The organism is Micromonospora sp. NPDC005257, assembly GCF_042872445.1.
In the GTDB taxonomy this organism is placed as follows: domain Bacteria; phylum Actinomycetota; class Actinomycetes; order Mycobacteriales; family Micromonosporaceae; genus Micromonospora.
In genome coordinates, this window is record NZ_JBIAKL010000005.1 from 285,477 (window position 1) to 310,067 (window position 24,591).

Sequence of the window (24,591 nt, forward strand, 5' to 3'; positions counted from 1 at the left end):
TGTCCGGAAGCGGGGCCAGCGAGCATGACCCACTACAAGAGCAACGTGCGGGACCTCGAGTTCAACCTGTTCGAGGTATTCGGGGCGGACCGGACGCTCGGTCAGGCCCCGTTCACGGACCTGGACGTCGACACCGCCCGCAGCTTCCTCGGCGAGGTCGACCGCCTCGCCCGCGAGGACCTGGCTGCCAGCTACTCGGACAGCGACCGCAACCCGCCGGTCTTCGACCCGGCGACGTTCACCGCGCCGCTGCCGGAGTCGTTCAAGAAGTCGTACAAGGCGTTCATGGACTCCGAGTTCTGGCGTCTGGACCTGCCGGAGGTCCTGGGCGGCACCAACGCTCCGCGCGCCCTCTGGTGGTCGCTCGCCGAGCTGGTGCTCGGCGCCAACGCCCCGATCTGGATGTACGCCTCCGGTCCGTCCTTCGCGCACGTGCTGCACGTCGAGGGCACCGAGGAGCAGAAGAAGTGGGCCCGGCTGTTCATCGACAAGCAGTGGGGCTCGACCATGGTCCTCACCGAGCCGGACGCCGGCTCCGACGTGGGCGCCGGCCGTACCCGCGCGATCCAGCAGCCGGACGGCTCGTGGCACATCGAGGGCGTGAAGCGCTTCATCACCTCCGGTGAGCACGACCTGAGCGACAACATCGTCCACTACGTGCTGGCCCGTCCGGTCGGCGTCGAGGGCGTCGGCGGTCCGGGCACCAAGGGCCTGTCGCTGTTCGTCGTGCCGAAGTTCCACTTCGACCCGGAGACCGGTGAGCTGGGCGAGCGCAACGGCGTCTACGCCACCAACGTCGAGCACAAGATGGGCCTGAAGGTCTCGAACACCTGCGAGGTGACCTTCGGCGAGCACGGCGTACCGGCCAAGGGCTGGCTGCTGGGCGAGAAGCACGACGGCATCCGCCAGATGTTCATGATCATCGAGTACGCCCGGATGCTGGTCGGCACCAAGGCGATCGCCACGCTCTCCACCGGCTACCTCAACGCCCTGGAGTACGCCAAGAACCGGGTGCAGGGCGCCGACCTCACCCAGATGGCCGACAAGACCGCCCCGCGGGTGACCATCACCCACCACCCGGACGTGCGCCGTTCGCTGCTGCTGCAGAAGTCGTACGCCGAGGGCCTGCGCGCGCTCGTCTGCTACACCGCCACCTGGCAGGACAAGGTCACGATCGCCGAGGCGGCCGGTGACGAGAAGGCCACCAAGCTGGCGAAGCGGGTGAACGACCTGCTGCTGCCGCTGGTCAAGGGCGTCGGCTCGGAGCGCGCGTACGAGTTGCTCGGCCACGAGGCGCTGCAGACCTACGGCGGTTCCGGCTTCCTCCAGGACTACCCGCTGGAGCAGTACGTCCGGGACGCCAAGATCGACACTCTGTACGAGGGCACCACCGCGATCCAGAGCCTCGACCTGATCTTCCGGAAGATCGTCCGGGACAACGGCAAGGCCCTGATGGCGGTCGCCGCCGAGATCCAGGAGCACATCGCCTCCGAGGCCGGCAACGGCCAGCTCAAGGAGGAGCGTCAGGCGCTCGGCAAGGCGCTCGCCGAGATCCAGAACATCCTCGGCGTGATGACCGGCTGGCTGGGCGAGGCCCAGGGCGGCGACACCCGCGCGCTCTACAAGGTCGGCCTGAGCAGCCGCCGGTTCCTGCTGGCGATCGGCGACCTGGTGGTCGGCTGGCTGCTGCAGAAGCAGGCGGACGTGGCGCTGAAGGCGCTGGCCGGCGAGGTCTCCGCGGCCGACAAGTCCTTCTACACCGGCAAGGTCGCCGCCGCCCGGTTCTTCGCCCGCGAGGTGCTGCCCCGCATCGGCGCCGACCGGCGGATCATCGAGGGCACCGACCTGGAGATCATGGACCTCCCGGAGGAGGTTTTCTGAGCCCTTCCGGGGGCTTTCACCCCTAGAACGTCACTCTTCCCCTCATGACGACGGCCGGCGGGCACCAGCCCGCCGGCCGTCGTCGTGCGCGTGCCCGGGGTGGATAGGCGGCCCGGTGGCGGGTAACCGTCGCGGACCACGACCGGAGTACGCCCAAGGCCATCGCACGGGGGAGTGCAGCGCACATGGGCATTGGTAGCGCCATCTTTCTCATCGCGCTCGGCGCGATCATGACCTTCGCCATCCGGGCCAACGTCTGGTGGATCGACCTGCGCGCGGTCGGCTGGGTGTTCATCCTGGCCGGGCTGGGCGTCCTGCTGACCACGCTGTGGTTCTGGCAGGACCGCCGCAAGCGGGCCCGCACGCTCATCGTGGAGGAGAACCGGCTCTCGCATCCGACCGCGATGATGCCGCCGCCGCCCGACCCGCCGCCGCCGACGGCCCCGCCGTCCTGACGCCGCGTCTCAGCGGCCGATCCGGTCCAGCTCGGCGAGGTCCTCGCCGGAGAGGGCCCGGCCGGCGCCCGTGATGTTCTCGCGCAGGTGCGCGACGGATTTGGTGCCGGGGATCAGCAGGATGTTCGGCGAGCGCCGCAGCAGCCAGGCCAGGGCGACGCCCATCGGCGTCGCCCCCAGGCGTTCGGCCACCGCCGACAACGCCGAGGACTGCAACGGGGTGAACCCGCCGAGCGGGAAGAACGGCACGTAGGCGAGGCCCAGCCGGGCCAGCTCGTCGATCAGGTCGTCGTCCTGGCGGTGGGCCAGGTTGTAGAGGTTCTGCACGCAGACGATCGGCGCGATCGACCGTGCCTCGGCCACCTGTTCCGGCGTCACGTTGCTCAGGCCCAGGTGGCGGATGAGGCCCTCCTGCTGGAGCGTGGCGAGCGTTTCCAGCGCCTCGGCGAGCGACCCGGGCTGGGGCCCGGCAGCGTCGCCCAGCCGCAGGTTGACCAGGCCGAGCGCGTCCACGCCGAGCGTCTCCAGGTTCTCCTGGACCTGCCGGCGCAGGCTCTCCGGACCCCGTGCGGTGGGCCAGCCGCCCTGCCGGTCCCGGTCCGCGCCGACCTTGGTGACGACGTGCAGCGAATCCGGGTACGGGTGCAGCGCCTCCCGGATCAGCCGGTTGGTGAGGAACGGCCCGTACGCCGCGCTGGTGTCGATGTGGGTGATGCCGAGCGCGACCGCCTCGCGCAGCACCGCCAGGGCGCCGTCGTGGTCGGCTGGCGGTCCCATCACCCAGGGGCCGGCGAGCTGCATCGCGCCGTAGCCGAACCGGGTGACGGTCAGGTCGCCCAGCGTCCAGGTGCCGCCGGGAAGGTTGGTGGGGGCCATACGTGTACCTCTTGGCTCTCGTCGTCCGTCATGGGCGCCGCCGGATCGCGGCGCCCGGCCTCCACTATCGGGGTGTAACTTTCCGGGGGGAAGTAGGCACCCAAAAGTGCGTAGCTCACCGGCGTGGCAGGAGCAGAGAATGAGCAAGGCGGAGTACGACGCGTTCCTGGCCCAGTGCCCCAGCCGGCAACTGCTCGACCGGATCACCGACAAGTGGGTCACGTTGGTGCTGGCCGCGTTGCGCAGCGACGGCTCGCACCGGTTCGGAGCGGACTGCGCCGGCGAGCCGCGACCGAGGCGATACTCCGAGCTGTTCCGCACGCTGCCCGGGGTCAGCCAGAAGATGCTCACCCAGACGCTGCGCGCCCTGGAGCGCGACGGAATGATTACCCGCACCGTGGAGCCGACGGTGCCGGTGACTGTCACCTACGAGCTGACCGACCTCGGGTTCTCCCTGCACGAGATGATCCGGGGCCTGAAGACCTGGGCGGAGACGCACATGGACGACGTGCTCACCAACCGGGCGGCCTACGACAGCCGGGTCTGAGTCGTACCGGTCAGGCGCGGGCGGTGTGGCGGCCGGTGATCGGCGCGTTCCCCGGCGCGAGGTCGGCCCAGCGGGTCGTCGGCCGGTGCACCACCAGGTCGGTGGTCCGTAGCCCGTCCGGGTCGGCCCGCTGCGGATCGAGCAGCGCCGACAGCAGAGAGATCCCCGGGTTGTGCGCGACGAGCAGCACCGTCCCGGCGGTCGGCTCGACCGTCCACAGCAGCTCCAGCAGCTGATCCGGAAGCGCGTCGTACGCGCTCACCTCGTATCGCACCGCGGGAGCCGAGCCCGCCGGACCGCCCTCCGGCGGGGAACCGGTCATGCCCGTCGCCACGTCGTGCCAGGTCTGCCGGGTGCGCCGGGCCGGTGAGCAGAGCACCACGTCGGGAAGCAGCCCTTGCCGGGCCAGCCAGGCGCCGGCCGCCGCCGCGTCGGCGTGACCGCGCGCGGTGAGCGACCGCTCCGCGTCCGGGCCGTTCGCGGACTGCTCGGCCTTGGCGTGCCGCAGCAGCACCAGCCTCCGCTGCGCGTTCCTGCCGTCCGTCATACCGCCCAGCTTGCCTGATTGACGATCAGAGCGCCTGGGTATGTCGATGTGTGCCGCTACCTCATCCATGGCCGCGGCGGGCAGGAAACGCCAGCAGTACGCCAAGGAGGCGACGTCATGGGCATCGGTGCCAGCATCTTTCTCATCGCGCTCGGCGCGATCTTCGCGTTCGCCGTGGACGCCGACCTGGGGTGGCTGAACCTCAACGTGGTGGGTTGGGTGCTCATGCTCGCCGGGGCCGCCGGCCTGCTCACCACGCTCTACTTCTGGAACAGCCGCCGCCGGGTGGTGGCCGCCCCGGTGCGCGAGCAGGTGGTCGCCGAGCCGGTGGTGCCGGTGCGCGACGACCGCGTCGTGCGCGAGGAGTACCGCGAGGTGCGCCGTCCGGGTTCGGGCTACCCGGCCTGACCCCTGAGAACCCGAGGGCCCCGCGCCGTTGCGGGGCCCTCGCGCATGTCCGGGGACAGGCTTCGGTTCCGTGAGGCCCGGCTCAGGCGAACAGCGCGAAGTAGATCGCGATGTGGTGGCAGATCGCCGCGACGACAGTGCAGGCGTGGAAGAACTCGTGGTGCCCGAAGACGGTGGGCCACGGGTTCGGCCGGCGCAGCGCGTAGAACACCGCGCCCACGCTGTAGATCGCGCCGCCCACGCTCAGCAGCACCAGCGCCGTGACGCCGCCGCCGCGCAGGATCTGCGGCAGCATGGCCACCGCGACCCAGCCGAGCGCCAGGTAGAGCGGGGCGGAGACCCAGCGCGGCGCGTGCGGCCAGATCAGCTTGACCGCCACGCCGGCCAGCGCGCCACCCCAGACCAGGCTCAGCATGATCGTGGCCTGCCCGTTGTCCAGCAGCAGGACGCAGAACGGCGTGTAGGTGCCGGCGATGAACACGAAGATCATCGAGTGATCCATCCGGCGCATGATCTGGTAGCCGCGTTCGGACCAGACCCGCCGGTGGTAGAGCGCGCTGGTGCCGAAAAGCCCGCACACGGTGAAGCTGTAGATCAGGCAGCTCACCAGCGGCGCCCAGCCGGGACGACCGGCGGCGACGGAACAGAGCACGATGCCGCAGACGAGAGCGGCGAAGAACGCGTAGGCGTGCAGCCAGCCGCGCATGCGCGGCTTCCCGATGTCGGCCGGCCGTAGCCGGGACGGTGCGGAGGTCGTCACCTCCTTAGGTTACGACGGCGTAGGTTACTTGCAAGTAGTGTGGACCGTCACCTCACCCGACGGCAGGATGACCGGATGCGGATCCGGCCGGTCGGGGCGTACGCCCTGCTCCTCGACTGTGACGACGCGGCCCAGGCACAGGCCTGGCGGGCCGAGCTGTGGCACCGGCGCGAGGCGGGCGAGCTGACCGCCACCGAGATCGTCCCCGGCGCGGCCACCGTGCTGCTCGACGGCGTACCGGACCCGGAGGCGGCCGCCGCCCGGATCGCCGGCTGGCGCCCCCGCACCACCGACTCCGGCACGGCCACCGCCGAGGTCCGGGTGCCGGTCGTGTACGACGGCGAGGACCTTCCGCTGGTCGCGGAACACTGGCACGCCGACGTACCGGCGGTCGTCGACCGGCTCCGGCGTACCGAGTTCCGGGTCGCGTTCTGCGGGTTCGCGCCCGGGTTCGCGTACCTGACCGGGCTGCCGCCCGAGCTGGCGGTGCCCCGGCTCGCCACGCCGCGTACCCGGGTGCCGGCCGGCTCGGTGGCGCTCGCCGGCCCGTACGCGGGCATCTACCCCACCGCGTCCCCCGGTGGCTGGCTACTGGTCGGTCGCACCGACCTGCCGCTGTTCGACGTGCACGCCCACCCGCCGGCCCGGCTCACCCCCGGCGCCCGCGTCCGGCTGGTCGACGCGCCGTGATCGAGGTGCTGCGGGCCGGGGTGCTCACCACCGTTCAGGACCAGGGCCGGCCCGGGTGGGCGCACCTCGGCGTACCTCGTTCCGGTGCCCTCGACCCGGCCGCCCTGCGCCTGGCCAACCGGCTGGTGGGCAACGACGAACGCGCCGCCGGCTTGGAGATCACCATGACCGGCTGCGTACTGCGGGTGACCCGGGCGATCGCTGTCGCGCTCACCGGCGCTCCGGCCGACGTGGTCGTCGAGTGGCGGGCCGGGGACACACAGCCGCGCCCGGGGGACGTGGGACGCGCGCTCTCGCTGCCGGCGGGCGCGGTGCTGCGCGTCGGGCCGGCCCGCGCCGGGGTACGGACGTGGTTGGCGGTCAGCGGCGGGATCGCCGTCGAGCCGGTGCTCGGCAGCCGCGCCACCGACACGCTCTCCGGCCTCGGACCACCACCGCTGCGCGACGGCGACCGGCTGCCGCTCGGCACCCCGGCCGGTCCGCCCGCACCCGTCGACCTCGCCGTCACCGGGCCGCTCCCGGACGAACCGCGGCTCGCCGTGCGCCCGGGCCCCCGGCAGGACTGGTTCACGGCTGACGCGCTGGACCTGCTGTGCCGTGCCGCGTACACGGTGAGCCCGGACAGCAACCGGGTCGGCGCGCGGCTGGCCGGTCCGGCGCTGCCCCGCGCGGTCGCCGGCGAACTGCCGAGCGAGGGCCTGGTGCTCGGCGCGGTGCAGGTGCCGCCGGACGGCCGGCCCCTGGTCTTCCTGGCCGACCACCCCACCACCGGCGGGTACCCGGTCATCGGGGTGGTGGACGACGTGACCCCGCTCGCCCAGGCCCGGCCAGGCACTACGGTGACGTTCCATGGACCTCAACGCTGACCTGGGCGAGGGATTCGGAAGCTGGCGGCTCGGCGACGACCAGGCGCTGCTCGACCTGATCAGCTCCGCGAACGTCGCCTGCGGCTTCCACGCCGGTGACGCGCCCACCATGCACCGGGTGTGCGCCGCCGCCGCCGAACGCGGCGTCGCGGTGGGCGCGCAGGTCGGGTACCGGGACCTCGCCGGCTTCGGCCGGCGGCACATCGCGTACGACTTCGCCGAGCTGCGCGACGAGACGATCTACCAGCTCGGGGCGCTCGACGCCTTCTGCCGGCTGTACCGCACCCGGGTTCGCTACCTCAAGCCGCACGGCGCGCTCTACCACGCGGCGGCCCGCGACGAATCGCAGGCCGCCGCGCTGGTGGCGGCGATCAGCGGGTACGACCACGAGCTGCCGGTGCTCTGCCAGCCCGGCACCGTGCTGGCCCAGTTGGCGGCCGGCTCGGGCCTACGGGTGGTGGCCGAAGGCTTCGCCGACCGCAACTACCTGCCGAACGGCGCGCTGGTGCCGCGCAGCTCACCGGACGCGCTGGTGACCGACCCGGAGCAGGTGGCCGTCCGGGCGGTACGGATGGCGGTCGAGCGCACGCTGGTCGCGATCGACGGGACGGTGATCCCCGCCCTGGTCGAGTCGATCTGCCTGCACGGCGACACCCCCGGCGCGGTGCGGTGCGCGGAGCTGGTGCGGGCCGCTCTCATCGACGCCGGGGTGACCCCCACCCCGTTCGCCTGAACGGGACGGTCAGGACTCGTCCAGACCCCGCAGGACCAGCGGCACGCGGCTCGCGCCGCCGGTGACCACCCGGACCGGCACGCCCCAGTCCTGCCGCGTCAGGTGGCAGGCCGCGTGCTCGACGTCGGCGTCGCAGGTCGCTGCCTGAGCCGTCACCTGGAGCACCCCCTGCGCCACGTCGCCGCTGAGCACCAGCCTGCGGGACAGGTCGGTGGTCGTGCCCGCGCCCTCGACCAGCAGCTCCGGCGGGGACGCCGAGACCACCAGCCGGGTCGACGGCCCGTACGTCTCGTCCAGCTTCTGCCCCGGCGCCGGCGTGAAGATCACGTCCAGGGCCAGCTCCCCGGCCGCCACGTCGGTCGGCTTGCGCTCCAACCGGTGCCGGGGGCCGTCCACCGTGTTCGCCCCGGCCGACGTCAGCGCGCCCGGCGCCAGCCGGGTCAGCCGGTGCGCGGCCGACTCGACCACCAGCACGTCGCCCTCGCCGGTGAGCACCAGGTCGCTCGGCTCGGCCAGCCCGTCCGCCACGGTGCCCACCTGACCCGTCTCCGGGTCGAAGCGGCGCACCGCCCCGTTGTACGTGTCGGCGATCAGCACCGAACCGTCGGGCAGTGCGCACACCCCCAGCGGGTGCTGGAGCAACGCCTGGTCGGCCGGGCCGTCCACGTGCCCGAAGTCGAACAGGCCCTGTCCGACGGCGGTGTGCATCACGCCGCCGGAGACCCACCGGATCGAGCTGGTCTCGCTGTCCGCGATCCAGAGCCGGCTGCCGTCGGCCGACACCGACAACCCGGACGGCTGGGCCATCCACACGTCCGGCAGCGGGCCGTCGCGCAGCGCCTCGACAGTGGTGCCGGCGTACATGCCGGCGGTCCGCTTGATCGGGTCGAACCACCAGAGCTGGTGGATGCCGGCCATCGCGACGATCACCCGATCGTCGTACCAGGCCACGTCCCACGGGGAGGACAGGTCGACCACGCGGGCGTCGTGCGCGTGGTCGTCGACAGTCGAGCGCCACTGCCGCCCGGTGCCGGCCACCGTGACCACCTCGCCGGAGGACAGCCGTACGCCGCGCAGCAGGTGATTGACCGTGTCCGCGACGACCAGGTCGTAACCGGCCACCTCGGCCACGTGCGGCGGCAGCAGGCACAGCCCCTGCGGCTCGGCGAACGTGGCGGCGGAGGGCGGGCCGTCCGTACGGCCCCGGGAACCGGCGCCGATGCGGCGGACCACTGTCTCGCCGTCGGCGGCCAGCTCGACCACCGAGTGCCGGGCCGAGTCGCTGACCAGCAGGTTCCCGCCTTCGAGCGGTACGGCCTTGCCGGGGAACCGCAGGACGGTGTCCGGCTCGGCCGGCGGCACGTACGGCCCTTCACCCCGGTGCAGCGTCCCCTTCGCCTCGTGGGCAGCGATCAGCTCGTCGAGCAGGCGGGCCAGCCCTTCGGCGTGTCCCTCGCCGGCCATGGTGGCGACCACGTACCCCTCGGGGTCGATCACGGCGAGCGTCGGCCACGCCTTGGCCGCGTACTGCTGCCACATGTCCATCTCGGCGTCGTCGAGCACCGGGTGGTGCACGCCGTACCGCTCGACCGCGGCAGCCAGCGCCGCCGGGTCCTTCTCGTGCTCGAACTTCGGCGAGTGCACCCCGATCACGACCAGGACGTCGCCGTACTTCTCTTCGAGCGGACGCAGTTCGTCGAGCACGTGCAGGCAGTTGATGCAGCAGAACGTCCATAAATCTAGGATGACGCAGCGACCTCGAAGGTCCCGCAATGTCAGATTTCGTCCGCCTGTGTTGAGCCAGGCTCGGCCGCGAAGTTCGGGCGCTCGTACGCGGGGCGAGGTAGCCATACGGCAACCCTCCCACGGGGTCGCCGAGGGCGGCGCGGGGGATCGGTCAACGTGATGCGGCGAACGGCAGGCGGCCGAGGTGGTGGCCCTCGCCGCCCTCGTTGGCCTCTCGGCGCTCGAGCACGAGGATCACCCGAAGCGCCTCGCCGAGCTGCCCGAGACGCCGGACCGCTGGGAGGACGTCCCGACCGGCGAGACCTTCCGCCAGGTGTGGGACCGGGACCCGGAAGGGCGGAACGAGATCCTTCGGACGGCCGGCGTCCGGGTCTTCGTGACCCGCGAGCCGCGACGCCGCGGAACCCCCGCCGATGTCCGCTTCACGATGGGCGAGTTTGACGACCCAGAAGCGCGGCGCCTGGCCGAGATCGCGGCCGAGGAAGCTTTCTAGCCGACGCCAGTCCTCCGCCGTAGCTGCACGGGTCCGAGATCGGCGATCCCGCTCGTATGGACGATCGATGCCACCAAGTGTCCCGTGGCGGACTTCCTCGCGTGGTACGGGGCGGTGGCGGTGCGTCTGCGGCCTGCTCTGGCGGGCGTGCCCTGACCGTCGCCGAGTGCCGCCGCCCGCCGAGCCAGCACCCCGCCCGGCGTGGGCGGACGAGGCGACGGACGCCTACCCGCAGCCCGGCCGGTCCCCCTGGTTGACATGAGGCCAGGCGTACCGCGCGAACGCGGGGCGGCGCTGGTGAGCCTGCACCGGCCGCAACGCCCGGCCTGGAACTGCGAGGCGTGTAAACAGCCGTACCCGTGTCCGGAAGCGCGGGCGACCCTGGCGGTCGGCGACGCCTGGGCGACGGCGACCTACCTCGCGGGTCTCTTCGTGACCGCCGTGGACGATCTCCCGGCGGTGCCGGTGGCGGATCTCTACGCGCGCTTCATGCTCGCCGTGCCTGTGCGGGGGTCGAGAGACGGCCGTCGACGGCCCAGGGCGGCCCGGCCGTAGGTAGGACCGGGGTCCGGGCCGTCCGGACGCCTGAGGTTGCCCCTAGAAGCCGAAGCGCTCGCGGTCGCTGATCGGGTCGGGGCCGGTCGCGCGGGTCGCTTCAAGCCGCTCCCGTAGCGCGGCGCGCCGATCGGCCAGGGATGAAACACCCTCGGGTAAGTCGTCGTCCTCCGCGTGCTCTATGACCATGCGGGCGCGCTGCCGGTCGACCACGGTCGCCCCTAGACGCTCTTCATTCATCCGCAGCTCGGCCAACAGCGCGGCCGATGGACGTTTCAGGATGGCTTCATAGACGAGAGCAAGCACGCCCAGTCGGCGCCAGTCCGTGCGCTCGAAGATCGCCGCTTGCGGAGAGTTCCGCCAGTCAGCGAACCAATCCAACGTGCCGGCGGCCGACGGGTCCGGACGGGCGCGGGGTGAAGGTGTTCGGGCAGCCCGGCGCTTCGCACGGGCGCGGGGTCAGACGGTCAACGTCAATCACGGCGGGTCCAATCCAGGAGGGGCGGTCGCCGTGGTCAGCGGCGACCGTAGAACGCTGACGAACTTCAGGTAGGCCAGCTCGGCGCTCTCGCGCAGCGGCCCTCTCCCTCAGAAGTCGGGCGCGGCGTCGAAGGACCGGTAGGGCTTCCCGACGGTGGTGAACCGGACGGGTCGATTTGGGCTGATCAGCTACAGCGTTAAGCGCGCCCGAATAGGCACCATCTGCACGGCGAAGGGATGAGTCGAGGCGTCGGCCGAACGGCTAGATCAACTGCACTGTCTGGCATGGACACGCACAGGCACGCACCGAGCCCCACGGGCGCAGCGTGCCCGCTCACCTGGGATAGAGCTACAGCGCTTCGAGCGCTGAGGACAGCGGCGCTCCCGCCCCGTACCGTCGCCGTCGTGACGACCGAAGAGCAGACCGGCGCCGCCGTGAGCGGCCGGCACGCGATCATCCTCGAATACCTTCGGACGGCCCCTGCCGTCCTGGGCGCCTTGGCCGGTCTCCTCGGCGCCGTGACGGCGCTCCTCGCTCTACTGGTCCGTTGAGCGCCGCCGGTCGACGTACGCCGCCCACGACGGGTACGCCGGATCGCCGCACCGGACGACCTCGTAACCGGCCAGCTCGACCGGCGGCGGTCAGGCGGACGCGCCGGATCAGAACCGAGTCGGCGTCGAGGCGGCGCGGGACAGGGCCAGGCGGCGGCCAGGCGGCGTCCATGGGCATTGGGCGGTAGGGCATGGGAACTCCTCGGCGTGATCGGTCGTAGCGGGCCCCGGGTACGGTGCGCGGCATGGGTGCTCTCAAGCCGTGGCACATCGCCACGCTGTGCTGTCTCGTCACGTCCGCCGCGCTTATCGGGGGCCTGGTCTGGTTCCTGATCAAGCGGACTGGTCGCCGCTAACCGGGGCCGACCGGAACGATCCGGCCGACCCCGGCGGGCGGTCAGGCGCTCGCCAGTGACGGCGTGCGGGCGGTACGTCGGCCCGCTGGCGGCACCTTGTCGGCAGGCAGGTAACGGCGGGCGGTGCGCTCGCTCACGCCCAGGCGTGCGGCGACCTGAGCGGGCGTCGCGTCGGGCGTCTCGGCGAGCACGGCGGCCACCCTGACGGCGGTCGTGGGCGGTGCCGCCGCCGGGTCAGGCGCGGCGGGCGGCGTGCCGACAGCGGCGACCAGCGGCAACGTCCGGGCGCCGGGCGGGACGACGGGCGGACGCGGGCGAGGCGCGGGCGTCGGTGCCTCGACGGCGGGCGGGGGCAGGGTGACCGCCTCGGCCAGCTCGGGCGCGCGCCCGGAACGGGCCAGGACCTCGACGGTCAGTAGCAGCGCCACGGCGGGCCACGCCGAGACGACCCGGGCGGTGGCGTCCGGCGGGGCGACGATCACGTTCGCGGCTAGCGAGGCAGCCACGCCGAGGACGAAGGCGAGCCACGCCGACCAGCGAGACCGGCGACCGTCGCCCAGGGCCAGCGTCGCCACGAGGATCATCCCGTCGACAGAGAGCGGCAGCAGGGAGGCCAGTAGCGGCGGCTGTCCGGCGCGCTCGGCCAGCTCGCGCATGTGGTCGTAGGAGGCAACGGCGGCGATGACGGTCACGGCGACCGTGCCAGCGAGGGAAGCGAAGCGGCGGGCGTTCACCGGGTCACCGCCAAGGCGTCGCCGAGGGACAGGACCGGGACGCCGAACAGGGCGGCGTAGACGGCCTCGGGGGAGTCCTCAGCCCCGGGCAGGATCACCACAACGTCAGCCGTGCGGGCGGCGTCCATGTCGGCGGCGACGTCGGCGACCAGGCCCGCGGCGTCGGCGGGGTCGGCGTCCGTCGCCGAGGTAACCAGGTAGCCGGCGGCGACGAGGGCGCCAGGGCCCGGCCGAGGTCGGCGGCGGCGAGGGCGGAACCGGCGAGGTAGGCGCGGAGGTGGGTAGGGTTGTGGGTCATGGCGGAAGCTCCGTTTCCGTCTAGGGCCTCGGAGGCGTTGCAGTCGCCTTTCCGGGGCCCGCCTTTATTGGTTAGCGGGTGAAATCTGTTAGGCGTCCAAGGACGCAGGGGCCGGTTCGTCGGCCCACGTGAACCGGAGGCGCGCTGCTGGGTCGAATCGCACGCCCCGGCGGCCATTCGCGGGGGCGACGGTTACGGCGTTCAGGGCCAGACCGAGGAGGTCGCGTCGGTCGGCGACGGTGGCGACGTCCCATGCTTCGCGGGCCTGTACCGGGTCGAGGAGCGGCGAAATATCGGCCTCGGGCAACGGGAAGTCGGCCAGGTTGCGACGCAGCCCGGCGACGCGGGCGGTCAGGCGTTCGTGTAGGCGCTCCCAGCGCTTCACGGCCTCGGGGCCGACAAACTCGCCGCGCAGATACCGGGCGTCCTCCAGGTCGACCAGGGAGGCGTTCGCGTCCTCCAGAGCGGTCGTGATGGTCGCCCGTTCGCGGATCACGTCCGGGTCGTGCCGGGCCACCCATCGTTCCGCCACGGCGTCTAGCAACGGATCGCCAGGTTCGGTCGCGGCCAGGCGGCTAATAAAGGAATCGACCACGGCGCGGTCTACGGCGGCGATCATCGCCGTGACGTGCGCCGGGCACGGGTGGCCGAGGCGGCGACCCTGGCAGACGTACGACTGACCGGCGGCGGACATACGACGCCCGCACGAACCGCACCGAAGGAAGCCGGTCAGGAGGTGCGAAGTCTGAGCACGGACGCCCCGGGCCCGGCCGGTCGGCTCGGCGACGGTGCGGGCTTCTAGGGCGCGGGTGATCTGTAGTTGTTCGGCGGGCGTGATGATGCCCCGGCCAATCTCGACGGTCTCGCCAGTCTCCGGGTCCCGCCAGGGGACGACCTTCCCGGTGTACTTGCCGTCACGCTTCACGGTCTCGGGCAGTAGCCCGGCGAACGCGGGGGACTTGAGCAGGACCGACAGGGACCCGACGCCCCATTTTCCGCCTCGGGTTGCGGGGATCTCTCGGGCGTTCAGGTCGCGGGCGATACGGACCAGGGGTTCACCGGACAGGGCGCGGTCGGCGATCTCCCGGGCGATGGGCGCGGTGCGCGGGTCATGATCTAACTTCCCGTCCTCGGCGACCGCCAGGCCGTACGGCGGCTGTCCGCCGATCCAGCGACCGAGGTTGCGAAGGTGAGCCTTCGCCGAGGCGACGCGAAGACCGATGTTCGCTGACTCGCTCCGGGCGACCTCGGACAGCAACGCCAGAACTAGAAGCGACTGTTGCTGCGTGGTGTCTAGACCGTCCTGGACGAAGACGATTCGCCCGCCGACCTTCTCGATCTGGTCCAAGACCTGTCCGACCTGGCCCATACCGCGCCGAGACAGGCGGTCGACCTTCCAGACGACCAGGGTCCCGACGGTGCTGGTCGTCAGGGCGGATATGGCGGCGTCGAACCCAGCGCGGTCTACCGACTTGTAACCGGACCGGCCCCGGTCAATATGAACGGTGCGAACTTCCAACCCGTTGCGCTCACACCAGGCCCGGCAGTCGGCCTCCTGGCGTTCGATGGCGGTCTTTCCCTCGCGGTCAAGGGATAGGCGTAGGTACAGGTCGGCGAGGTGTTCGTGATGGGACATGCCGAGGACGTTAAGGCCCTCGGCGCTGAGTTGCAAGCTTCTTCTAGGATTTCCAGAAGTCGAGCAGGACGATCCTGCCGCGCAGATCGGCCAGCGTGACGGCCTTGCCGCCGGTGTTCAGCCAGGCCCGACCCCGCAGTTCCGGTGCCCGTACGCGTGCGCTCATGCCCCCCATCGTGCCGCACCGGCGCGGCGCGTTCCCGGCGGTCGCGGCGTGAACAGACGCACACCCGGAACGGCGCGGAGCGCCCACCCCGGCGAGGGATGGACGCTCCGCGTACGTGCGGTTACTGGCCGGCCGGCTTCAGGCAGAGCACCCGGGTGGTCCCGCCGCTCTCCACCGAGACCGTCGGCTGGGACAGGTCGGCGCACTTGTCCTTGTTGTCCACCTTCGACACCACACTGAACGCGCCCGGCTCGCCGCAGTCGGCCGCTGCCGCGCTCGTGCCGGTCTGCTTCACGCAGGAACCGACCGCCGGGTCGAAGCCCGCCGACTTGTCGTCGCCGACCTTGCCGAGCAGCGTCAGCAGACCCAGCGGCACGGCGAGAATGAGCACCGCCGCGATCAGCACCGCGGCGAGCACCCGGCCGTTGCGCACCTTGGGCGGGGGCGCCTCGGTCTGCGACTCGGCGTCCGGCTTGAACGAGTCGAAGCGGCCCTGCTCCTGCTCGCCGCCGGAAGCGTCCTGCGCCCAGGCCGGAGGGGCCTGCTGGGGCGACGGGAAGGCGTTCATCCCACCGGCCGGGCCCTGGCCGGGCACCGCTACCGAGGCGCGTCCCCCGGCCGACGGGCCGAACCGGTCCGGCTCGCCGAGCGGCGCCTGCTGACCGGCCGGCCCACCGAACGCAGCCGGCCCGCCGAACGGCTCGGGTCGCCCGGCCGGGCTGCCGAACGGGGACTGCTGCCCGGCCGGCCCGTCGAACGGATCCGGCCGGCCGCCCGGGGTGCCGTACGCGTCCTGACCGCCGGGGGTGCCGTACGCGTCCGGCCGACCGCCCGGGGTGCCGTACGCGTCCGCCCGGCCGCCCGGGGCACCGTACGCGTCCTGGCCGCCGTACGGGCTCTGCGGACCGCCGTACGGGTCATGTGCCGCGTCGGGCTGCTCGTCGCCCGGGTGCACGCCGTTGGCGGGACGGGTGTTGCCGGGCGGGTCCACGAAGGACGGCACACCGACCGGGAAGGACGGCGGCGCGGCCGGCGAGGAGGACGCTCCGGCGTACCCGTGCGGGCCGTCGGCGTCCTCGGACCGCGCCTGCCGGCCCGGACCGGGGAAGCCGGTGCCGTGCGGCCCGTCCTGGCCGGGGTACCCGGCCTCTTCGGGTTCGCGGGCGTCCTCGGGCTCCGGACGGGCGGGCCGGCCGTACACCCGGGGCTGCGGCGTCGGGGCGCTGGTCGGCAGCGGCTGGTCGGACGGCGGGGTGACCCGGCTGGCCACCGGGACCGACGCGCTCGCCGAGACCGGGCCGCCCTCCGGGGAGGTACGCGGCGTGGGAACGGCAGGCGGCTGCGGCTCCTCCGGGCGGTGCGCGCCCCGGGCGCCGTCGCCGCGCTCCGGCTCGTACCCCTGGGGTTCGGTGCCCGGGCGGTTGGCGGGCGGCGCAGCGGCCAGCGCGGCGCCCGGCACCCGCTGCTGCTGCGCCGGCAACGGCACCGCGTTGCCGGGGGAGATGCCCGGCGCGGGGGCGGGCTGGTAGGCCGGAGCGGAGTCCTCGGACCGGCCCCACGCCTCGGCCGGCGACCACGGCTCGGGCGACGGTGCGGCCGGACGCTCGTCCTGGTTGCCGCCCCAGCCGGAGGGCGCGTCGGGAGACGGTGCGGGCACGCTCGCGCGGGCCTCGGCCGGCGCGGCGGCGCCCCAGGCGGGCTGCGCCGGTTCGTCCGCCGGACGCCCGCTCTCGTGCTGCTGCGGTACGGCGGCCGCGCCACCCCAGGCGCCGGCCTGCTCACCGGAGTCACGCTGCTGCGGTACGGCGGGGGCGTCGTTCCAGCCGCCGGCCTGCCGGCTCTGGTCCGGCTCCCAACCGCCCGGCTGCGCCGCCTCGGCCGGGTTCGCGGCCCGCCCGGCGGCCCAGCCGCCGGAACGGTCCGGGTCCTCGTTGCGGGCCGGCTCGTCCCAGCCGCCGGACCGGTTCTCCGCCTGCGGGGCGGGCCAGCCGCCGGGGCGGTGTCCCTCGTCGTGCGGCGCACCCGACTGCCGCCAGCCGCCGCTGTCCTCCGGCGAGCGGCCGTCCTGATCGGACTGCTCGGCGGCGGACCAGGCGTTGTCCGGGCGGGCGGCGCCGGGCACCGAGACCGCGGCGGCGGCCCGGGCGGGCGGGTCGGCCGGCGGCCAGGTGGCGCCGGTCTGCTGACCCGGTGCCCAGGCCGGCTGGCTCTCCCGCGGATTCCAGCCGCCCGAGCGGTTCGGGTCGTCGGACGCGGCGGGCTGCTCGTCGCGCGGGTTCCAGCCGCCGGAGCGGTTCGGGTCGTCCGGCGGCGGCGCGGCGGCCCAGCCGGCGGCGCGGCCGGGAGCGTCGTCGTGCTGCCGGCCCGTGGGCGCGAAGCCGCCGGAGCGGTGCGGGTCGTCCGCCGGGGCGGGCGTGACCCAGGTCTCGTTCGGCACGGTGGCCGGGGCGGGCACGTAACCGGTGCCGCGGGCGGGCTGGTCACCTGAGGGCGACCAGCCCGGCTGCTCGCCGGAGCCCCGGCCGGGACGGTTCTGCTCGGCGGCCCAGGGGGCCTGCGCCGGCTCGGCCGGGCTGCCCGGCGGCGTGGTGGCCCAGGCGGGCGGCGACGGTTCGGCGGCGCGGTCCGGTCCGGGCTGCTCCTGGTTGCCCCAGGCGGGGCTGCCGGAGCCGGCCCAGGCGGGATCGCCCTGGTCGTTGCCGCCCCAGGCGGGCTGCGGGACCTGGGCGGTCGCCCGCCCGGTCACCGATTGGCCCGCGGGTGGGGCCCACGCGGGTGGCTGGTCGTCGTTCGCGGCCCAGGCCGGGGCCGGCTGCGCGGGCCGACCGGCCGGCGGGGGCGGTGCCCAGCCGAGGTCGGGCGCGCCGTTGTACCCGTTGTCCTGCTGCGCCGGCTGATCGCCGTACGGCACCGGTCCGCCGGTGCCCGGCGACACCTCGCCCGGCTCCTGGCCGGGGCGGTGCGGAGCCTCGGACGTCATGGGTGCGCCTCCTCCATCACAGGTCGGCCGCCGATGCCGGTCGGGGAACCGTCGGCATGGCTGCCGGCGTCGCCGGCGGGTACCGGCCGTGCGGGCTCCCCGCACCGTATCCGGTGGTCGCCCGAGGCCGCTCGGGGGAGCATCAGCGGTCACCGAATGTCACCGGACGACGTCGATGGGTTTCGCTGTCTCTCGTTCGTCCGGAGTCAGCCGGTTGGCGACCGTGCCAACCGTACCGGGCGGTGGAGCGAGGTGGAATCCCGGTGCCGACCGAGACCGGTACGCCGAAGACCCGCCCGGTGCCGGGCGGGTCTTCGGACTGGAGGAGGTGAGAAAGGTCTGTGGCGTCAGCTCAGGTGACGCTGGGCGATGGCGAGAAGCTCCTCGCGGACCGCGGGCGAGTTGGCGGAACGCAGCGCGTGCTCGATGGCGCGGGCGCGGCGGTTGGCGTCGCGGCGGGTGCGGATTCGCTCGATCATGCTCATCTCGGGTCTCTCCTCCTGGCTATTCGGTTGTCAGCCCCTTGATGTCTCTATTTAAGCGCACCGGGCGGCCGGTTGCCATCGATTGTTAGGTGAGCTGAACCACTTACCTAAGGATCGTAGATCCACAGGGCTGGGACCCTACGATTCCTTTCCCGCAAACGGCCACGGCCGGTGTGCCGGGCGGTTCACCCATTGGCACACCGGCCGTGACCGGAGCGGTGGTACGTCAGGTCCAGGCGAGCAGCGCCGCCTCCGGGTCGGCCAGGAAGTCCCCGATGTCGCGGAGGAACTTCGAGCCCAGCTCACCGTCGATGATCCGGTGATCGAAGGACAGCCCCAGTGTGGTCACCAGGCGCGGCTTGACCTTGCCCTTGTGCACCCACGGCTGCTCGCGTACCGCGCCGAAGGCGAGGATCGCCGACTCGCCCGGGGGCAGGATCGGCGTACCGGTGTCGACGCCGAAGACGCCGACGTTGGTGATGGTGAGCGTGCCGCCGGACATGTCCGACGGGGACGTCCTGCCCGACTTCGCGGTCTGCACCAGATCCGTCATCGCGTCCGCCAGCTCGCGCAGCGAGAGCCGCCCGGCGTCCTTGATGTTCGGCACGATCAGACCGCGCTCGGTGGCCGCCGCGATGCCGAGGTTGACGTACTCCTTCACCACGATCTCGTCGCCGGCCCAGGTCGAGTTGACCATCGGGTGCCGCTTGACCGCCAGCAGCACCGCCTTGGCGACCAGCAGCAGCGGCGAGACCCGTACGTCCCGCCACTCGCGCCGGTCGCGGAGCCGGTCCAGCGCCTTCATCGCCCGGGTCACGTCGACGGTCAGGAACTCCGTGACGTGCGGGGCGGTGAACGCCGAGCGGGCCATGTTCTCCGCGGTGAGCTTGCGTACCCCCTTGACCGGGATGCGCTGCTCGCGGTCCGCGCCGAAGCTCGCGGCCGACGCGGCCGGTGCCGGGACCGCCAGCGGCTCGGCCGCCGGGGTCGCGCTCGCCGCCCGCTGTAGGTCCTCGCGGGTGATCGAGCCGAGCGGACCCGAGCCGGTCAGCGTGGCCAGGTCGATGCCGAGATCCTTCGCCAGCTTGCGGACCGGCGGCTTGGCCAGCACCGGCACGGCGACCCGCCCGTTGCCGTTCACCGCCGGCGCGGGCGCCACCGGTGCGGGGGCGGCGGGCTGAACCGGGGCGGCGGCCACCGGCGCGGGCTGGGCCGGCGCGTCGGCCTTGCGCAGGCGGCGCTTGGCCGGGGCGTTGCGCGGCCCGTAGCCGACCAGCACCGCGGTACGCCCACCCGGGGCCACACCACCGATCAGGCCCGGCTCGACCATGCCCTCGGCGGGCGCGACCTGGACCGCCGCCAGCGACGCGGCCGACGGGGTGGGCAGCTCCGACGTCGGGGTGGCAGTCGTCGACTCCGCGATCGGCCCGGCGCCGGGGTCGGTGTCGATCGCGATGATCGGCACGCCGACCTCGACGGTGGACCCCTCCGGGTGGAAGATCGCCTGCACCCGTCCGGCCCACTTCGCCGGGATCTCGACCGCCGCCTTGGCGGTCTCCACCTCGACGATCGGCTGGTTCAGCTCGATGTCGTCGCCGACCTTGACCAGCCAGGCGAGGATCTCACCCTCGGTCAGGCCCTCGCCCAGGTCGGGAAGGTTGAACTCCTTGATCCGGGACATGCCGCTCACCAGCCGAAGGTGCGGTCGACGGCGTCGAGCACCCGGTCCAGGTCGGGCAGGTACTCCTCCTCCACCCGGGCGGCCGGGTAGGGGGTGTCGAAGCCGGTCACCCGCAGAACCGGGGACTCCAGGGAGTAGAAGCACTCCTCGGTGATCCGGGCCGCGATCTCCGACCCGAGACCCAGGTTGCCCGGGGCCTCGTGCACGACCACGCAGCGGCCGGTGCGCCGCACCGACTCGTACGCGGCGGTCAGGTCCAGCGGTGAGATCGTGCGCAGGTCGATGACCTCCAGCTCCCGGCCGTCCTCGGCGGCGGCGGTGGCCGCGTCCAGCGCGGTGCGGACCATCGGGCCGTACGCGAGCACCGTCGCGTCGGTGCCGGGCCGCGCGACCCGGGCCGAGTGCAGCGGGTACGCGTCGGCGATCGGCGCCTCCAGGTCCACCGGACCCTTCTCCCAGTAGCGCCGCTTCGGCTCCAGGAACACGATCGGGTCGTCCGACGCGATCGCCTGCTGGATCATCACGTACGCGTCCTGCGGGTTCGCGCAGCTCACCACCTTGAGACCGGCGGTGTGCGCGAAGTACGCCTCCGGCGACTCGGAGTGGTGCTCGACGGCGCCGATGCCGCCGCCGAACGGGATACGGATGACCATCGGGATCCGCACCTTGCCCTGCGAGCGGTAGTGCATCTTCGCCACCTGCGACACGATCTGGTCGTACGCGGGGTAGACGAAGCCGTCGAACTGGATCTCGCAGACCGGCCGGAAACCGCGGATGGCCAGGCCGACAGCGGTGCCGATGATGCCGGACTCGGCCAGCGGGGTGTCGATCACGCGCTGGTCGCCGAAGTCCTTCTGGAGGCCGTCGGTGATCCGGAACACGCCGCCGAGCTTGCCGACGTCCTCGCCCATGATGACGACCTTGGGGTCGCTCTCCAGGGCCCGCCGCAGACCGGTGTTCAGTGCCTTGCCGAGGGTGAGCGTCTCCGTGGCCATCAGTGCGCGCTCCCCTCGAAGGACTCCATGTACTGCGTGAACCGGGCCCGCTGCTCGTCGAGCTCGGGAGAGCCGTTGGGGTAGACGTGGTCGAACATGGTCACCGGCTGCGGGTCGGGCATCGCGAGCACGCGCTCGCGCAGGTGCACCGACTCGGTGCGGGCCTGCTCGTCGACCTCGGTGAAGAACGACTCGTCGGCGATCTTCTGCTTGGTCAGGAACGCCTTCATCCGGGCGATCGGGTCCTTGGCCTGCCACGCCTCGACCTCGCTGGCGATGCGGTAGCGGGTCGGGTCGTCGGAGGTGGTGTGCGCGCCCATCCGATAGGTGTACGCCTCGATCAGGCTCGGGCCCTGGCCGTTGCGCGCGTTGTCCAGCGCGTGCCGGGTCACCGCGTACGACGCGAGCACGTCGTTGCCGTCCACCCGGACGCCGGGGAAGCCGAAACCGCCGGCCCGCCGGTACAGCGGCACGCGGGTCTGCCGCTCCAGCGGCTGGGAGATGGCGTACTGGTTGTTCTGGCAGAAGAACACCAGCGGCGCGTTGAAGACGCTGGCCCAGACGAACGACTCGTTGACGTCGCCCTGGCTGGTGGCGCCGTCGCCGAAGTAGGCGATGACCGCCTCGCCGTCCTCGCCGCCGGTCTTGCCGTCCATGGCGACACCCATGGCGTACCCGGTCGCGTGCAGGGTCTGCGCCCCGATGACGATCGTGTACATGTTGAACTTGAACTCGTTCGGGTCCCAGCCGCCCTGGTCGACGCCGCGGAACAGGCCCAGCGGCATGATCGGGTCGATGCCGCGGCAGTAGAGCACGCCGTGCTCGCGGTAGGTCGGGAAGGCCATGTCCTGCGTACGCAGCGCCCGGCCGGAGCCGACCTGCGCGGCCTCCTGGCCCAGCAGGCTGGCCCACAGGCCCAGCTCACCCTGACGCTGGAGGGCGGTGGCCTCGGCGTCCAGCTTGCGGACCAGGACGAGGTCGCGGTAGAGCCCGCGGTACTCCTCGTCGGTGAAGTCGACGCGGTACTCGGTCCCGTCCGGGCCGAGCGCGGTCTCGATCCGCTCACCCTCGGGGGTCAGCAGCTGTACGAGTTCTGGTTCACCGGGCGCGGCGGCGCGTCTGGTGCGGGGTGCGGCCCGCTTGCTGCGGGTGGCGGCCCCGGGGTCGCCCTTTGCCATCCGTCTCTCCCTGTCTGTCTGCGCCGGCGCCGGGGGTGACCCGAGCCGAGCACCTCGTGCGCCGCCCGGCTGGTGCCGGGTCGGTCCCTGGCGACCGCGCCTCACCCCGGTAGGGGTTGCCGCGCGGCGTGAGCCGGAGTCGGTCGGGGGACGGACCCTGGCCCGGGAGCGCCGGCACCGTTCCGCACCAGCCGCGGGGTACGCGGAGGTGTCGGCTGCGTTGCCGTCATGTCTGAATGATTGCAGAGGAGGTGAGCGGGCCCACAGTATGGCCTCCCTCGCAGGTGAGGTTCGGCCGGGTTGACGACGGATCGGCGGTTTTGTCCGCAGTGGTGAGAGCGCCCGACGTACAAAATGTGTGTCGACACGCGGTTGTGGCTGGTGAACTGAGCGTCACTGGGTCAAGCTGACGGCGAGCCCTAGCGCGGCATTTGTCCTAATCCGCGCGCTCTCCCGTCCCGTCCGCGCGTGAGGAGTGTGCCGGTGTCCGAACCAGAGGGTCCACCCGGTACGCCTCTCCTCGGCCGGCACCGGGTGCTGCCCGCCTCGCCGTACCGCCCGATCGTCGGCGTGCACCGCGCCCCCGGAACCGGCGGTCCCCGCCGCGGCTACCTGCTCACCGTGGCGCTGCTCGCCGGCACCGCGTCGATGCCGATCCTCGCCGCGATCAGCACCGGGTCGGCCACCGTCGGCAACAGCGCGCTCCCCGACACCAGCACCCCGTTCCTGCCGACGCCCTCCATCGGACCGGTGGTCATCCCGATGCCGCACGGCACCCAGGCCCCGGTGCCGTCCACGCCCATGCCCGCCGTCGACGTGACCTCGGTGCCCCCGGCGCGGCCGTTCCTGCCGGTGCTCCCGGCGGCACCGGCCCTGCCCGACGACAGTGACCTCGGCGGCCGGCGCCGGTCCCGCCCGGTCGCCGTACCCCCGCCGCCGTCCACGCCGGTCCGGCCCACCCCGGTACGCCCGCCGCGCCCGTCGCCGGTGCCGTCGCCGTCGCCGTCGCATCCGGGTACGCCCGGGCCCAGCCGGACGCCGAGCCCGAGCCCCAGCCCCAGACCGGAGCCGTCCGTCACGACCGTCGAGCCGACGCCCTCGGAGAGCTCGTCCGAGCCGTCCGGCCCGTCGGATCCGTCCGAACCGCCGGCCACCTCGCCGTCGAACTCCACCGCCGAGCCGACGTCATCCAGCGAAGACCCCGAGGGAGCGCCGGCACGCCGGGGCGCTACCGCCTAGGCCGGGTCGTCGGTGAGGCGGTGACGGTTCGCCTCGATCCAGGCGTTCAGCGCCTCCGGGTCGTCCGGGTCCACCCCGTCCGCCATCAGCTGGGCCACCGCCGCGGTGGCCGGGCTGCGCCGCTCGCCGGTGCTGTAGAGCCGGGCGAACTCCGGGACCATCTCGGTGATCGCCTCGTCCGTCCGGGCGGCGGCCGGCTGCGACAGCCCGCGCTGGCGGGCCGCGTACGCCGCCCAGGCGCGCAGCACCCGGGGGAGCATCGCCGCGTCGTCCATGTCCAGCACGGCCCGGCGGTGCACCCAGTCGAGCAGGAACAGCTCGGCGACCATCGGGCTCCACCGCATCGGGTCGGCGTCCGGGAAACTGGCCGCGTGGTCGAGCAGCAGGCCCAGGCAGAAATGCAGCGAGGCCAGCTCGCCGTCGGCCACCTCGGGCAGGCCGAACCGGGTCGCCTCCGGCGAGTCGAGGAAGGCCCGGACCAGGCGGGTGCGCTCCTCGTCGGTGGGCGGCGGCACGACCGCCGGACCGGCCGGCGGCGTCGGCCCCGGTAGCGCGGCCAACCGGGCGCCCACCAGCGCCCGGTCGGTTGCGAGCGAGCCCTGCGCGGGCAGCTCGGCGAGGTCGTCGGTGACCGCCAGGTGACGGCTCACCTCGGCGTGCATCCGGGCCGGGTCCTCGGTGCGGAACCAGGTGAACTCGTCCTCGGTGCAGATCTCCCGGGCCTGCTCGACGATCCGTCCGGCCGGACCGCCGACGAAGACGTCCTTGGTGATGCCGATGTTGTGGTCGACGAGGGCCACCAGGGCGTGCTCCGGGCCGCCCTCCTCCTCGTCGTCGTACGCGAACGTGGCGAGGTAGGAGGTCTGGTCGCCGTACACGTCGCCGTAGGCCCAGGCGCCTGTCACGCGCACCCGGCCGAGCTGGCCGACCCACGACGGGGCGTACGCGCCGGGCCGGACCCGGGCGGCGCCCTCGGCGTCGGGCACCAGGGCGGCGAAGACGGCCCGCAGGGTGGTCGCGGCGGCGCTGCGGCGCCGGGACGTGGCGGCGAGGAAGCCGCTGACGAACTCGCGGACGGCCTGCTCCCGGTCGTGCTCCGCGACGGCGTAGACGCTGCCCAGCAACGCGGCGCCGAGCATCTCCGCGTCCAGGGCCGAGTCGAGCCTCGTCACGTCGCGCGCGGCGTGCAGCACCGCGTCGTAGGGGGTCTGTGGCGTGGCCATGCGTCGACCCTACGCCGCGCGCGCCGCCCTC

25 protein-coding genes are annotated in these 24,591 nt (G+C 73.1%); 10 read left to right on the forward strand and 15 right to left on the reverse strand.

What is annotated here, in order from left to right; all coding sequences use genetic code 11:
* The first annotated feature begins 24 nt into the window (after positions 1-24).
* Together ACFYO8_RS13575 and ACFYO8_RS13580 are read left to right on the forward strand one after the other, a co-directional pair.
* Complete coding sequence (locus ACFYO8_RS13575; protein ID WP_354866263.1) at positions 25-1,881, forward strand: acyl-CoA dehydrogenase; 1,857 nt, start codon at positions 25-27, stop codon at positions 1,879-1,881.
* Between the two features lie 185 nt (positions 1,882-2,066).
* On the forward strand, positions 2,067-2,336 hold the full coding sequence (locus ACFYO8_RS13580; RefSeq protein ID WP_013283345.1) for a DUF6458 family protein: 270 nt from the start codon (positions 2,067-2,069) through the stop codon (positions 2,334-2,336).
* A 9-nt stretch (positions 2,337-2,345) separates the two neighbouring features.
* Here ACFYO8_RS13580 and ACFYO8_RS13585 read toward each other — a convergent pair whose 3' ends face one another.
* Positions 2,346-3,212: an aldo/keto reductase family oxidoreductase gene (locus ACFYO8_RS13585; RefSeq protein WP_354866260.1), complete on the reverse strand. Its 867-nt coding sequence runs from the start codon at positions 3,210-3,212 to the stop codon at positions 2,346-2,348.
* 139 nt (positions 3,213-3,351) lie between these two features.
* Between ACFYO8_RS13585 and ACFYO8_RS13590 the strand changes: the two genes are divergently transcribed.
* On the forward strand, positions 3,352-3,759 hold the full coding sequence (locus tag ACFYO8_RS13590; RefSeq protein WP_262012819.1) for a helix-turn-helix domain-containing protein: 408 nt from the start codon (positions 3,352-3,354) through the stop codon (positions 3,757-3,759).
* 10 nt (positions 3,760-3,769) lie between these two features.
* Here the strand turns inward: ACFYO8_RS13590 and ACFYO8_RS13595 are convergent, their stop codons facing one another.
* Positions 3,770-4,306, reverse strand: a complete 537-nt coding sequence (locus ACFYO8_RS13595; protein ID WP_354866258.1) for a histidine phosphatase family protein — start codon at positions 4,304-4,306, stop codon at positions 3,770-3,772.
* 117 nt (positions 4,307-4,423) lie between these two features.
* Between ACFYO8_RS13595 and ACFYO8_RS13600 the strand changes: the two genes are divergently transcribed.
* Complete coding sequence (locus tag ACFYO8_RS13600) at positions 4,424-4,714, forward strand: DUF6458 family protein (RefSeq protein ID WP_354866256.1); 291 nt, start codon at positions 4,424-4,426, stop codon at positions 4,712-4,714.
* Between the two features lie 82 nt (positions 4,715-4,796).
* Here the strand turns inward: ACFYO8_RS13600 and ACFYO8_RS13605 are convergent, their stop codons facing one another.
* On the reverse strand, positions 4,797-5,474 hold the full coding sequence (locus ACFYO8_RS13605) for a hemolysin III family protein (protein ID WP_354866254.1): 678 nt from the start codon (positions 5,472-5,474) through the stop codon (positions 4,797-4,799).
* 75 nt (positions 5,475-5,549) lie between these two features.
* On the opposite strand from ACFYO8_RS13605, the gene ACFYO8_RS13610 reads away from it, so the two are divergent.
* From ACFYO8_RS13610 to ACFYO8_RS13620, 3 genes are read left to right on the forward strand one after another with little or no spacing between them, the layout of a single operon-like run.
* Complete coding sequence (locus ACFYO8_RS13610; RefSeq protein WP_354866252.1) at positions 5,550-6,164, forward strand: allophanate hydrolase subunit 1; 615 nt, start codon at positions 5,550-5,552, stop codon at positions 6,162-6,164.
* Positions 6,161-7,030, forward strand: a complete 870-nt coding sequence (locus ACFYO8_RS13615) for a biotin-dependent carboxyltransferase family protein (RefSeq protein WP_354866250.1) — start codon at positions 6,161-6,163, stop codon at positions 7,028-7,030. Before ACFYO8_RS13610 ends, ACFYO8_RS13615 begins: the two co-directional genes overlap by 4 nt.
* Positions 7,014-7,763: a 5-oxoprolinase subunit PxpA gene (locus tag ACFYO8_RS13620; RefSeq protein ID WP_357708118.1), complete on the forward strand. Its 750-nt coding sequence runs from the start codon at positions 7,014-7,016 to the stop codon at positions 7,761-7,763. Before ACFYO8_RS13615 ends, ACFYO8_RS13620 begins: the two co-directional genes overlap by 17 nt.
* Before the next feature lie 9 nt (positions 7,764-7,772).
* Here ACFYO8_RS13620 and ACFYO8_RS13625 read toward each other — a convergent pair whose 3' ends face one another.
* Positions 7,773-9,614 (reverse strand): NHL domain-containing thioredoxin family protein, encoded by a 1,842-nt coding sequence (locus ACFYO8_RS13625; RefSeq protein ID WP_355093900.1) that lies wholly within the window; start codon positions 9,612-9,614, stop codon positions 7,773-7,775.
* A 79-nt stretch (positions 9,615-9,693) separates the two neighbouring features.
* Here ACFYO8_RS13625 and ACFYO8_RS13630 point away from each other — a divergent pair, with 79 nt between their 5' ends.
* Positions 9,694-10,002, forward strand: a complete 309-nt coding sequence (locus ACFYO8_RS13630) for a hypothetical protein (RefSeq protein WP_355093898.1) — start codon at positions 9,694-9,696, stop codon at positions 10,000-10,002.
* Between the two features lie 597 nt (positions 10,003-10,599).
* Here ACFYO8_RS13630 and ACFYO8_RS13635 read toward each other — a convergent pair.
* Positions 10,600-10,863 (reverse strand): hypothetical protein, encoded by a 264-nt coding sequence (locus tag ACFYO8_RS13635; protein WP_357708115.1) that lies wholly within the window; start codon positions 10,861-10,863, stop codon positions 10,600-10,602.
* Between the two features lie 579 nt (positions 10,864-11,442).
* Here ACFYO8_RS13635 and ACFYO8_RS13640 point away from each other — a divergent pair.
* Positions 11,443-11,589, forward strand: coding sequence for a hypothetical protein (locus ACFYO8_RS13640; RefSeq protein WP_355093894.1), 147 nt, complete (start codon positions 11,443-11,445; stop codon positions 11,587-11,589).
* 397 nt (positions 11,590-11,986) lie between these two features.
* Here ACFYO8_RS13640 and ACFYO8_RS13645 read toward each other — a convergent pair whose 3' ends face one another.
* The 9 genes from ACFYO8_RS13645 to pdhA all read right to left on the reverse strand — a co-directional run bounded on the left by ACFYO8_RS13645 (position 11,987) and on the right by pdhA (position 22,098).
* Positions 11,987-12,679, reverse strand: a complete 693-nt coding sequence (locus tag ACFYO8_RS13645) for a DUF2637 domain-containing protein (RefSeq protein ID WP_355093892.1) — start codon at positions 12,677-12,679, stop codon at positions 11,987-11,989.
* Complete coding sequence (locus ACFYO8_RS13650) at positions 12,676-12,807, reverse strand: hypothetical protein (protein ID WP_355093890.1); 132 nt, start codon at positions 12,805-12,807, stop codon at positions 12,676-12,678. The genes ACFYO8_RS13645 and ACFYO8_RS13650 overlap by 4 nt, the downstream gene beginning before the upstream one ends.
* A 258-nt stretch (positions 12,808-13,065) precedes the next feature.
* Complete coding sequence (locus ACFYO8_RS13655) at positions 13,066-14,613, reverse strand: recombinase family protein (protein WP_387257246.1); 1,548 nt, start codon at positions 14,611-14,613, stop codon at positions 13,066-13,068.
* A gap of 43 nt (positions 14,614-14,656) precedes the next feature.
* Positions 14,657-14,779: a hypothetical protein gene (locus ACFYO8_RS13660; protein ID WP_355093886.1), complete on the reverse strand. Its 123-nt coding sequence runs from the start codon at positions 14,777-14,779 to the stop codon at positions 14,657-14,659.
* A gap of 121 nt (positions 14,780-14,900) precedes the next feature.
* Positions 14,901-17,759 (reverse strand): hypothetical protein, encoded by a 2,859-nt coding sequence (locus tag ACFYO8_RS13665; RefSeq protein WP_354866244.1) that lies wholly within the window; start codon positions 17,757-17,759, stop codon positions 14,901-14,903.
* A gap of 347 nt (positions 17,760-18,106) precedes the next feature.
* Positions 18,107-18,244: a hypothetical protein gene (locus ACFYO8_RS13670; RefSeq protein ID WP_176730560.1), complete on the reverse strand. Its 138-nt coding sequence runs from the start codon at positions 18,242-18,244 to the stop codon at positions 18,107-18,109.
* Positions 18,245-18,470: 226 nt separating this feature from the next.
* The gene (locus ACFYO8_RS13675; RefSeq protein WP_354866768.1) at positions 18,471-19,925 is read right to left on the reverse strand and encodes a dihydrolipoamide acetyltransferase family protein; all 1,455 of its coding nucleotides are present in this window, start codon (positions 19,923-19,925) and stop codon (positions 18,471-18,473) included.
* Between the two features lie 5 nt (positions 19,926-19,930).
* Entirely contained in the window at positions 19,931-20,920 is a 990-nt protein-coding gene (locus tag ACFYO8_RS13680) for an alpha-ketoacid dehydrogenase subunit beta (RefSeq protein WP_354866241.1), read from the reverse strand.
* A complete protein-coding gene (gene pdhA, locus ACFYO8_RS13685; RefSeq protein WP_354866239.1) occupies positions 20,920-22,098 on the reverse strand; it encodes a pyruvate dehydrogenase (acetyl-transferring) E1 component subunit alpha in 1,179 nt (392 codons plus the stop codon). The genes ACFYO8_RS13680 and pdhA overlap by 1 nt, the downstream gene beginning before the upstream one ends.
* 483 nt (positions 22,099-22,581) lie before the next feature.
* Between pdhA and ACFYO8_RS13690 the strand changes: the two genes are divergently transcribed.
* Positions 22,582-23,337 (forward strand): hypothetical protein, encoded by a 756-nt coding sequence (locus tag ACFYO8_RS13690; protein WP_355096711.1) that lies wholly within the window; start codon positions 22,582-22,584, stop codon positions 23,335-23,337.
* Here the strand turns inward: ACFYO8_RS13690 and ACFYO8_RS13695 are convergent.
* Complete coding sequence (locus tag ACFYO8_RS13695; RefSeq protein ID WP_354866236.1) at positions 23,334-24,560, reverse strand: hypothetical protein; 1,227 nt, start codon at positions 24,558-24,560, stop codon at positions 23,334-23,336. The genes ACFYO8_RS13690 and ACFYO8_RS13695 overlap by 4 nt on opposite strands.
* Positions 24,561-24,591: the final 31 nt, after the last annotated feature.

Bases quoted from the DNA above. Each gene is read 5' to 3' on its own strand.
- ACFYO8_RS13580 (WP_013283345.1), top strand. From the start codon at position 2,067: ATGGGCATTGGTAGCGCCATCTTTCTCATCGCGCTCGGCGCGATCATG.
- ACFYO8_RS13600 (WP_354866256.1), top strand. From the start codon at position 4,424: ATGGGCATCGGTGCCAGCATCTTTCTCATCGCGCTCGGCGCGATCTTC.
- ACFYO8_RS13625 (WP_355093900.1), bottom strand. From the start codon at position 9,614: ATGGCTACCTCGCCCCGCGTACGAGCGCCCGAACTTCGCGGCCGAGCC.
- ACFYO8_RS13660 (WP_355093886.1), bottom strand. From the start codon at position 14,779: ATGAGCGCACGCGTACGGGCACCGGAACTGCGGGGTCGGGCCTGGCTG.
- pdhA (WP_354866239.1), bottom strand. From the start codon at position 22,098: ATGGCAAAGGGCGACCCCGGGGCCGCCACCCGCAGCAAGCGGGCCGCA.
- ACFYO8_RS13665 (WP_354866244.1), bottom strand. From the start codon at position 17,759: ATGACGTCCGAGGCTCCGCACCGCCCCGGCCAGGAGCCGGGCGAGGTG.
- ACFYO8_RS13650 (WP_355093890.1), bottom strand. From the start codon at position 12,807: ATGGACGCCGCCCGCACGGCTGACGTTGTGGTGATCCTGCCCGGGGCT.
- ACFYO8_RS13590 (WP_262012819.1), top strand. From the start codon at position 3,352: ATGAGCAAGGCGGAGTACGACGCGTTCCTGGCCCAGTGCCCCAGCCGG.
- ACFYO8_RS13610 (WP_354866252.1), top strand. From the start codon at position 5,550: ATGCGGATCCGGCCGGTCGGGGCGTACGCCCTGCTCCTCGACTGTGAC.
- ACFYO8_RS13575 (WP_354866263.1), top strand. From the start codon at position 25: ATGACCCACTACAAGAGCAACGTGCGGGACCTCGAGTTCAACCTGTTC.
- ACFYO8_RS13670 (WP_176730560.1), bottom strand. From the start codon at position 18,244: ATGAGCATGATCGAGCGAATCCGCACCCGCCGCGACGCCAACCGCCGC.
- ACFYO8_RS13695 (WP_354866236.1), bottom strand. From the start codon at position 24,560: ATGGCCACGCCACAGACCCCCTACGACGCGGTGCTGCACGCCGCGCGC.
- ACFYO8_RS13655 (WP_387257246.1), bottom strand. From the start codon at position 14,613: ATGTCCCATCACGAACACCTCGCCGACCTGTACCTACGCCTATCCCTT.
- ACFYO8_RS13680 (WP_354866241.1), bottom strand. From the start codon at position 20,920: ATGGCCACGGAGACGCTCACCCTCGGCAAGGCACTGAACACCGGTCTG.
- ACFYO8_RS13620 (WP_357708118.1), top strand. From the start codon at position 7,014: ATGGACCTCAACGCTGACCTGGGCGAGGGATTCGGAAGCTGGCGGCTC.
- ACFYO8_RS13595 (WP_354866258.1), bottom strand. From the start codon at position 4,306: ATGACGGACGGCAGGAACGCGCAGCGGAGGCTGGTGCTGCTGCGGCAC.
- ACFYO8_RS13585 (WP_354866260.1), bottom strand. From the start codon at position 3,212: ATGGCCCCCACCAACCTTCCCGGCGGCACCTGGACGCTGGGCGACCTG.
- ACFYO8_RS13675 (WP_354866768.1), bottom strand. From the start codon at position 19,925: ATGTCCCGGATCAAGGAGTTCAACCTTCCCGACCTGGGCGAGGGCCTG.